We start from the raw sequence: 8,700 nt of genomic DNA, 5'->3' as shown, positions 1-8,700 counted from the left end.
CCTTAAGATGAGTTTTGGTTTGTGTGTACTCTCATCATACTGAGGGGCTCTGTTTTTTTCAAAGCCGATAATTAATGCTCTACAGGAATGCTAACAGTTGCTTTACTTTGATATGGGGCTGGAAATAGCTCCATTTTCTTTCTCTTTTTCTATAGTAGTAAGGTTGATAATCTCTAAGATGATAAATAAGCTTTTCGGAAAGGAAGAAAGAATAATGTCTGAAGTAGAAAAAAGTATAGAAAATCAACCAGATTGGTTACAAACATACATTGATTCTCCAGAAAAACAGCAACAGTTATATCGACGTACGTTGTTGATTGTTGTCATATCACAAATATTCGGGGGTGCAGGTCTTGCAGCTGGTGTAACCGTCGGAGCACTTCTTGCACAAGACATGCTTGGTACAGGTAGTATGGTAGGGGTTCCGGCTGCATTGTTCACATTAGGTTCTGCAGGAGCAGCCCTGATTGTAGGGCAACTTTCCCAACGTTTTGGACGCCGTTCTGGACTCGCGACCGGTTTCTTGGCTGGTGGTATTGGAGCGATCGGGGTAGTAATTTCAGCATTAATTAACAGTATTCCATTTTTATTTATTTCACTGCTAATCTATGGTGCTGGATCGGCTACAAACTTACAAGCACGCTATGCCGGTACAGACTTGGCAAGTTCTAAACAGCGGGCAACAGCTATCAGTATTGCTATGGTATCAACCACATTCGGTGCTGTTGCCGGCCCCAATTTGGTAAATATAATGGGCGAATTGGCTTGGTCAATCGGTGTTCCTTCTCTGGCTGGTCCATTTATTCTTGCCGCTGTAGCTTATATCCTTGCTGGTTTGGTGTTATTAGCATTACTTCGTCCAGACCCTTTCATTGTTGCAAAAGCAATGGTAGATGTTCGGAAAACACACAATGCCGAGCTTTCAAACAAGGATTCTAATGTACCGGCGATAAACAAGCGAGGAATTGTTGCCGGTGCTACAGTAATGACCTTAACTAATTTTTTAATGATTGCAATTATGACAATGACACCTATACATATGGGACATCATGGACATGATTTGAAAGAGGTAGGGGTTGTAATTGGTTTTCACATAGCAGCGATGTTTCTGCCTTCTTTAGTAACTGGATTCTTAGTAGATAAAATTGGACGAACTGCAGTGGTCATCGCTTCTGGTTCCACTCTGCTTGCTGCTTGTATACTTGCTGCCAGTGGACCAGCTGATTCCATGCTGGTTCTCAACACCTCACTTGTTTTACTTGGGCTTGGCTGGAACTTCGGTTTGATTAGTGGTACGGCGCTGATAGTTGATTCAACTCACCCTTCAACTCGAGCAAAGACGCAAGGGTCTGTCGATGTTTTAATCGCTTTGTCAGGGGCAGCGGGCGGGGCACTATCTGGCATGGTTGTAGCTCATTACAGCTACGCAACACTCTCACTTGCCGGATCTATCCTTTCACTACTGCTTATTCCAGTCGTCATTTGGTCCCTTAGAGGTAAAGAATGAAGGACTTTTAAAGTTAAGAAGTATGGAGAATGCACAAACTAATAATAAAAGTTTCATTCAATTGAATATGTGTTTTGACCCATTCAAAACATGCTCTTTCTATTTGTATATTTATCAAGGTTATTTGTATTTGCACAAAAAAAGATTGATAATTTATTTTGAATTTTGATAAAAACAGCTTGTTAGATTTTGGGAATCTGGCTAGCTGTTTTTATAAATGTAGAATGAAATGAGAAAGAATATTTTTTTACCTAAAAGGCCATAGAAACTCATTTAGGAAAGAAGGTAGCGTATGGATTCTTTCATTTTCTTATTTTGCTTTGCGATTACGTTGCATAATATAGAAGAGGCAATTTGGCTGCCTAAATGGTCACAGCAACCTTCAAAGTTTCAAAAATCCGTTACAGCAGGTGAATTTCATTTTGCTGTGATTGTCATTACTACACTTGCATACCTATCAGCATTCTATTATCTGTCTGTACCGAAGTCGAACTTAGCGAAATGGATTTTCATTGGCTTTTTAGGTTCAATGATTCTCAATGCTATTTTCCCTCATGTCATTGCAACAATAGCATTAAAAAAATATGCACCAGGTCTTGTTACAGGGATTATGCTTAATATTCCAATTAACTCCCTCATTATCCTACGTTTTTTTGAGAACCATCAGTTAGCGTGGGAAGAGTTAATATTTTCAACAATGACAGTTGGCATTACTTTACTAGTACTTATTCCACTTTTATTTAAGGTTGGGAGAAAAATTACAACTTTGTAGTAAAGCAAAAAAAAAATTGAATCTTATGGGGATTTGTTGATAAGGGCTAAATAAAATTATCAATCTTTATTTTAAAAACTGATTTTAAAATTTAGAAGAATGTCTTATCTTTAATTCCCCTAATATAGGGGGTCATGAGGAACTTTTGATCAACCTTTATTTCAAAGCTAAACATCCCGAGGAGACCCCCCATTCTGAATTACTTTTTTATGATTTTCATTACTGGATAATGTCATATTCGCTTAAAAATTCAACAATTCCATTCACCAATCCAGTTGATAATGGTAGTTCAGGATTGGTATAGGTTGCTAGATTGCCCTCTCGATCTACAGGCGCTTCTTTCAATACATGATTCATCTTCTCGAGTATAAGTAATTCAGAATCTCCTTTTGCCTTGTGTAGCGCTTCTGCATTAGTGGACGCGACTTGAATATCTCTATTACCGTTTACAATTAGAACAGGGATATTTAGTTCTTTTACTAATTTCATGGGATTATATTGAATCCAAGAAATCATGTAAGGTTGAACAGAAGGACGGAATACACTTTGCAAGTCTGCACTTACAGTCTCAACTTGTTTACCTTGTTTTAGTTTTGTTAATATATCTTTAGACTCTGTTAATAACGTCGGTGTCAGCTGCTCTTCAAGCTGTTTAAGAAGTACTTGGTCAATAGGTTCGCCTGCTCCAGCTAATGAAATGAATGTGTCTGTCTCTGTTTTCTTTGCAGCTGCCATTCCAATTAATGAACCCTCACTATGGCCGATGATGCCAACTTTAGAAAAACGGCTATCCTTTTTAGCAAATTGAACCCATGCAGCTGCATCATCAATATATTGTTCGAATCTCAGTTCCTCTTCTTTTCCTGCCAAATTCATATTTTCCCCGACTCCGCGCTTATCATACCTAATACTTGCGATACCTTTTTCTGCAAGGCTTTCTGCTAACATTTTTAAACTATTATTTTTCCCAGGAATTGCAATGGAGTTGCCATCTTTATCAGTCGGACCAGAACCAGCAATTATAATCATCACAGGAAAAGGACCTTCATCTTTTGGTGTTTCTAAAAGGCCATACATGGTTCCTTTCTTCAAGTCGGCCTGCACAACCTCACCTGATGCTCTTTCCTCAACTTTCTCATCAGATTTCTTAAGCAATTCAAAAGGGAACTCTTGCCCTTTCTGAACGAATGTTCCTGAAATCTTCTCCTGATCTACTTTCCCATCAAACGTAATTTGTTGATTTTGAATTTTCATATCAAAAAACAAGTCTGATTTACTTAACTTTACACTTGTTAAGGGGAATTTGTTCAATCCTTGTACAGGAATACTTATCGTTCCATCTTTCTTCGTGAAATGAACAATAATCGGGAGCGGTTGATTTGGAACCATTATTTCTCCTTCCCACGTACCTTCAATAGTTTTCAACGAGCCCAATTCCTTCGTATTCTTTTCCACCTGTTCTTCCTCCTTTGTGCTACACCCTACCAATAATACAAAAGCACTTACGATGATACATATAATCGAAAACAGTCTTTTCATAAGAGCCCCTTTCCAGCCTATAGATAATAGGAACAGAAGATATTTTTTTAGAAAGTTAGTGTTACAGTACTTTATAACTCGAATAAAGCCTAATACAGTGCGATCAAATTTATTGTTTGATTCAGTCACTCATTCCTTAACAAGTCGGATTAGTCTTCTTCCAGTTGATACAACTACATTCTAACATTTAATTTCAATAATTTTCCTTATAATAAAAATTATTCTTCCGCTAAACTGTAACCTTTTAGTTGTGGTAGCAAATAATGAACTAACTGGTGCTTTACTTCAATAAGGGAGTTGGTTTGGTAACGGGGCAGATTATTTGAAGAAGAACTATATAAATAAAAGGACTTTTTTAGAAGTTAAGAAAGTATATAATTTGTTTATTTAATGATGATATAGATATAATGGAAGAATTATCAAATATTCCGAAAGTGAGTTGATTTTGTATGGATACTCAAGTAACTACGAAATTTAAAATACTCAAACCAGTTAATGAGGTATTTGAAGCCATAGTAGACCCTGAAAAAATGTCTAATTATTGGTTTTCATCGGGAACTGGAAGAGTGGAACAAGGCAAGACGATTACTTGGAGATATGATGAATACAATGCTGAAGGGGTTATCAATGTATTGGAAGTCGAGGAAGATAAAAAAATTGTTTTCTCGTGGGGAGGACATGGTCAAGAAACGGTTGTTACAATTACACTAAAAGAGTTGGATAATACGAGTACAATTATTGAAGTAAACGAATTAGGTTTTAAAGAAGATGACCCTGAGATTATAAACAAAATGATAGGACAAAAAGAGGGTTGGGTATATATGTTAACTTGTTTAAAGGGTTATTTGGAAAATGGCATTAGTAATTTGAGAGCATCATTAATCCATTAGTTAAATAATTCTTGTAGAACTAACAGGATCGATTGTAAAAAAATATAGAAGGTGATCCCATATCATGACTGTACAAGTAAAGCTTAAAGATATTATTGAAGAAATGGAAATACAGTTTGAAGAATCTCAATCATTTCTAAATATTAAAACTGGTGAAATTTTTTTTGTAACTTCTAATGATTTGAGAGCTGCTGAAGATGATGAACCATTCAATCATTTACCTGATTGGCAACAAGAAAATTTAAGGATTGCTAATGATATTGTTGAAAACTTTGAGAATTACATAGAGTTGCCAACTAAATATGATTTAAATGAATATGAAATGATGGAAGAATTCTGCCTAACTGTTAGTGATCTACGAAAGCAAAATTCTTTATTATTTGAAATTAAGGGAAAGGGTGCCTTTAGAAAATTTAAGGACAAAATAATAGATTTTGAAATTGAAGATCAATGGTATTCATATCGTGACGAGCGTTTTAAACAAATTGCTAAAGAATGGTGTCAAGATAATAACGTCAACTATATTGAATAGATAAGACAAAGTGAGATTGCTTAATAAGAGTAATCGCTTTATTTTATGTTAAACTAACGTATATTTTATCGGTAAACAAAAATCATCAAACCTATTAGTTTGATGATTCAGTTTGTAGACAAAAGGGGTTCGGAATTGAAAAATTCCGAACCCCTTTTGAAATGCCCTTTGAATTTTGGCCCAAGGTTAAGAGATTGGGGCTTTACGAGCCCACTCTGTTAAGCCATTTTTGGACCTTTCCATGTCCAATTGGCCATCTTCTTTAAATTAATGGCAGCGAAAGTAAGCATCGTCTGCATCGACAATTTTTTAAGTCCCCTTAAAGTAGTCCAACGCATACCATGCTTTTCTTTTGCATCTGCGAATACATTGATTGGAACGGAAGGTACGAGACTCCGCGGGAAAAGCGCGTCCAAGGGAGACCCCGCAGGCGCAATGGCGCCGAGGAGGCTCCCGGACCGCCCGCGGAAAGTGAGTGCCCTACGTTCCAATCAACGGTCAAATTTTAAAAACCTAAAAAAAACTGTAGACAAACTCAATAATTATCGAGTTTGTCTACAGTCTGAAGCATCAAACCTTTTAGTTTGATGATTTTCTTACTTGTTCTGAAGTATTAGAAGCATTTAATAAAACTACCCCTCCAATTATTAACACTAAGCCACCTAATGTAATGATACTAAATGGTTCTCGCCATAACAGTACACCAATTAACGCTGTTAAAGCTGTTCCTATTCCTGCCCAAATAGCATAAGCTAAACTTAACGGAATTGTTTTAAGACATAATGATAAGCAATAAAATGCTAATACAAAACCAAGAATAACTCCAAGTGAAGGGGTTAAATTTGTAAATCCTTCTGACAATTTAAGCATTGTCGTGCCGAATATTTCGCTGATTATTGATATTCCTAAAGCGATATAACCTTTCATCCTATTACCTCCGATTCTCTAAAGGTTAATGAGCGCCACCACTTGAGAGTTTCAAAACAACAACTCCACCAATGATTAGGACTAAACCTAAAAATTTTTTTAGATTAAAACTTTCTTTATATACGATAACACCCACTACTGCAGTTAAAGCTGTGCCTATACCTGACCAAATAGCATAAGCCGTACCCAGTGGAATTGTTTTAAGAGATAAAGACAAGCAATAAAAGGCTATACCCATTCCAATTATTACTCCAATGGAAGGGAACAACTTTTTAAATCCGTTTGATACTTTTAACATTGAACTACCAAATACTTCACTAATGATGGCTATTCCCAAAATTATATATGGATTCAAGATGAACTCCTCCTATTTTGTCATATTTATTAATCGCTGGATTACTTCCTTATTCATTTTGTCATCTAACGGTGCTATATTAAACAGCTCTGAGTAATAAAGACCATCTATTGCTAACCGAATAATAGTTGCTGTTATGGGGTTTATATTATCCTGTTCCACTTTGTTTTGCATATACTGATAACTTTTGGACATACTTTCTGATAAACTAGGGTTCAACATAGAAGCAGCAATTATTCCTACATTTAACTCGGCATTGTGGTCCAAGTCCTCTTTTGTTGTTTCTATTAAAGCACGACACCATTTACCTTTTTCTAATGGGTCTTTCTTAGCATGTTCTTCAAATAACATAGTGAATTCTTCAAAAATATATTGTGTTAACCCTACCAATAATGCTTCTTTATTTGGGAAGTGATATAATAAGCCACCTTTACTAATTCCAGCTTGTTTTGCCACAGCATCTAAAGTCAAATCATTAAAATCATTTTGAATAATGAATTCTTTTGCAGATTTCAAGATAAGATTACGTTTCATTTTAGCTTTCGATTCCAAATATAATCATCCTTTTTAAAACCGTCCAGACGGTTTTTTAAAATGATAACGTCCAAACGGTTTTTTTGTCAAGTACATACAATAACTCTTATTCAATATAAAGGTGCGTTACTTGCATAAGATGCACTAAATAAGACCACAATAAGTGGTCACTTTTATTAGTTCAGAAATCAACATTAATGTTTAGCAAAGCCTATTGTTTAAATAATACAGGTTTTAGCCCTAAAAATTTAACCCTTTTATGAATGAAAAAGGTAGGACATAATATAGGTAGATAACAAGTTTAGAAAATTAAATAAGGGCTACATATAGATATAGTAGGGATGAGTCAAGCGGTCATAATTTTTGACCGATGAACTTTAACAGTGATACGCTTACTTTTAGATATTACGTATTCAAAATCAAGGAGGAACGCAAAATGACACAATCCAAACAACAAAAAATCACCCTGGCAAACCGACCAAAAGGAATGCCTTCGAAAGAAGATTTTAACTTTGTGGAGAGTGAAGTTCCCACACCAAAAGAAAATCAAATTTTAGTACGGACGCTTTATTTATCTGTCGATCCTTATATGCGCGGAAGAATGCAAAATACTAAATCATATATTGCTCCATTTGAACTGAATAAGGTCATCACTGGAGGCGTTGTTGCCGAAGTGGTAGAATCCAATTCGAATTCCTTCAAACAAGGAGATGTTGTTGTTGGGAATATCGACTGGGCAGAGTATACGGTGGTTAATGAAAAAGAAATCCGAGTGATTGATCCAAAAGTTGCCCCAGTCACAACTCATTTAGGGATTCTCGGGATGACTGGTTTAACAGCTTACTTTGGTTTGCTCGATATTGGAAAACCTCAAGAAGGTGAAACGGTTGTGGTTTCTGGAGCAGCTGGGGCTGTTGGTTCAGTAGTTGGACAAATTGCTAAAATTAAAGGTGCTAAGGTAGTTGGCATTGCCGGTTCAGATGAAAAGCTTGAGTATTTAACAAAAGAGCTTGGCTTTGATGGAGCTGTAAATTATAAAAAAGATAGTTTTGCGACAGATTTAAAAAACGCTGTTCCTAAAGGAGTCGATGTTTATTTCGATAATGTTGGCGGTGAGGTAACGGATGCTGTTTTCACACTTTTAAATACAAATGCTCGTATTCCATTATGCGGAGCTATTTCCTCGTATAATGCAGAAGGAAAAGATTTAGGGCCGCGCGTGCAATCGGCGATGATCAAAACGAGTGCACTTATGAAAGGTTTCACAGTTGGTAATTATGCTGAACGATTCCAAGAAGGTGCTACAGATTTAGGGGAATGGTTACAGCAAGGAAAACTGAAGTATGAAGAAACCATTATTGAAGGGTTTGAAAATACACCTGATGCATTTCTAGGTTTATTTAAAGGAACAAACCTTGGTAAGCAACTTGTAAAAGTTGCAGAACCTAAATACGCTACGCTCTAAGTTATCAGGAGAACACTGTGGAGGGGATACCTCTAAGGTGACTTAGTCTTTAGGAAGTTTAAAAACGGTATTGAAAAAAGAGTATATAATAAAGCGGCCTTTTTTCGATATTCAATCGGAGGAAGGCCGTTTCCCTTTTCGTAGATACGAGAAAGGCCTCACGAATATCCCCCGATTAC

The 8,700-nt window shown here is 36.2% G+C and carries 9 protein-coding genes and 1 pseudogene; 5 read left to right on the top strand and 5 right to left on the bottom strand.

The genetic code is table 11. The annotated features are described in order from the left end of the window. Positions 1-214 precede the first annotated feature (214 nt). Both ACQKMR_RS14735 and ACQKMR_RS14730 read left to right on the top strand, forming a co-directional pair. On the top strand, positions 215-1,507 hold the full coding sequence (locus ACQKMR_RS14735; RefSeq protein WP_427697959.1) for an MFS transporter: 1,293 nt from the start codon (positions 215-217) through the stop codon (positions 1,505-1,507). A gap of 292 nt (positions 1,508-1,799) precedes the next feature. Continuing rightward, complete coding sequence (locus ACQKMR_RS14730) at positions 1,800-2,279, top strand: HXXEE domain-containing protein (protein WP_427697958.1); 480 nt, start codon at positions 1,800-1,802, stop codon at positions 2,277-2,279. A 219-nt stretch (positions 2,280-2,498) separates the two neighbouring features. Here the strand turns inward: ACQKMR_RS14730 and ACQKMR_RS14725 are convergent, their stop codons facing one another. Next, entirely contained in the window at positions 2,499-3,734 is a 1,236-nt protein-coding gene (locus ACQKMR_RS14725) for an alpha/beta hydrolase family protein (protein WP_427697957.1), read from the bottom strand. A gap of 533 nt (positions 3,735-4,267) precedes the next feature. On the opposite strand from ACQKMR_RS14725, the gene ACQKMR_RS14720 reads away from it, so the two are divergent. Then, the gene (locus tag ACQKMR_RS14720; RefSeq protein WP_427697956.1) at positions 4,268-4,708 is read left to right on the top strand and encodes an SRPBCC family protein; all 441 of its coding nucleotides are present in this window, start codon (positions 4,268-4,270) and stop codon (positions 4,706-4,708) included. A gap of 64 nt (positions 4,709-4,772) precedes the next feature. Next, the gene (locus ACQKMR_RS14715) at positions 4,773-5,240 is read left to right on the top strand and encodes a UPF0158 family protein (RefSeq protein WP_427697955.1); all 468 of its coding nucleotides are present in this window, start codon (positions 4,773-4,775) and stop codon (positions 5,238-5,240) included. Positions 5,241-5,458: 218 nt separating this feature from the next. Here ACQKMR_RS14715 and ACQKMR_RS14710 read toward each other — a convergent pair. The 4 genes and pseudogenes from ACQKMR_RS14710 to ACQKMR_RS14695 form a co-directional block, all read right to left on the bottom strand. After that, positions 5,459-5,608 (bottom strand): annotated as a pseudogene (locus tag ACQKMR_RS14710) (transposase); the annotation flags it as partial. A gap of 211 nt (positions 5,609-5,819) precedes the next feature. After that, the gene (locus ACQKMR_RS14705) at positions 5,820-6,167 is read right to left on the bottom strand and encodes a DMT family transporter (RefSeq protein WP_427697954.1); all 348 of its coding nucleotides are present in this window, start codon (positions 6,165-6,167) and stop codon (positions 5,820-5,822) included. 25 nt (positions 6,168-6,192) lie between these two features. Next, positions 6,193-6,465 (bottom strand): DMT family transporter, encoded by a 273-nt coding sequence (locus ACQKMR_RS14700; RefSeq protein ID WP_427697963.1) that lies wholly within the window; start codon positions 6,463-6,465, stop codon positions 6,193-6,195. 69 nt (positions 6,466-6,534) lie between these two features. Then, complete coding sequence (locus tag ACQKMR_RS14695) at positions 6,535-7,074, bottom strand: TetR/AcrR family transcriptional regulator (RefSeq protein ID WP_427697953.1); 540 nt, start codon at positions 7,072-7,074, stop codon at positions 6,535-6,537. 418 nt (positions 7,075-7,492) lie between these two features. On the opposite strand from ACQKMR_RS14695, the gene ACQKMR_RS14690 reads away from it, so the two are divergent. Beyond that, positions 7,493-8,521, top strand: a complete 1,029-nt coding sequence (locus tag ACQKMR_RS14690; RefSeq protein WP_427697952.1) for an NADP-dependent oxidoreductase — start codon at positions 7,493-7,495, stop codon at positions 8,519-8,521. Positions 8,522-8,700: the final 179 nt, after the last annotated feature.

It is taken from the genome of Peribacillus sp. NPDC096540, from assembly GCF_050278525.1.
GTDB lineage: Bacteria > Bacillota > Bacilli > Bacillales > DSM-1321 > Peribacillus.
Note: the sequence above shows the minus strand (reverse complement) of the source record. Positions and strands in the feature narration are given on the sequence as shown.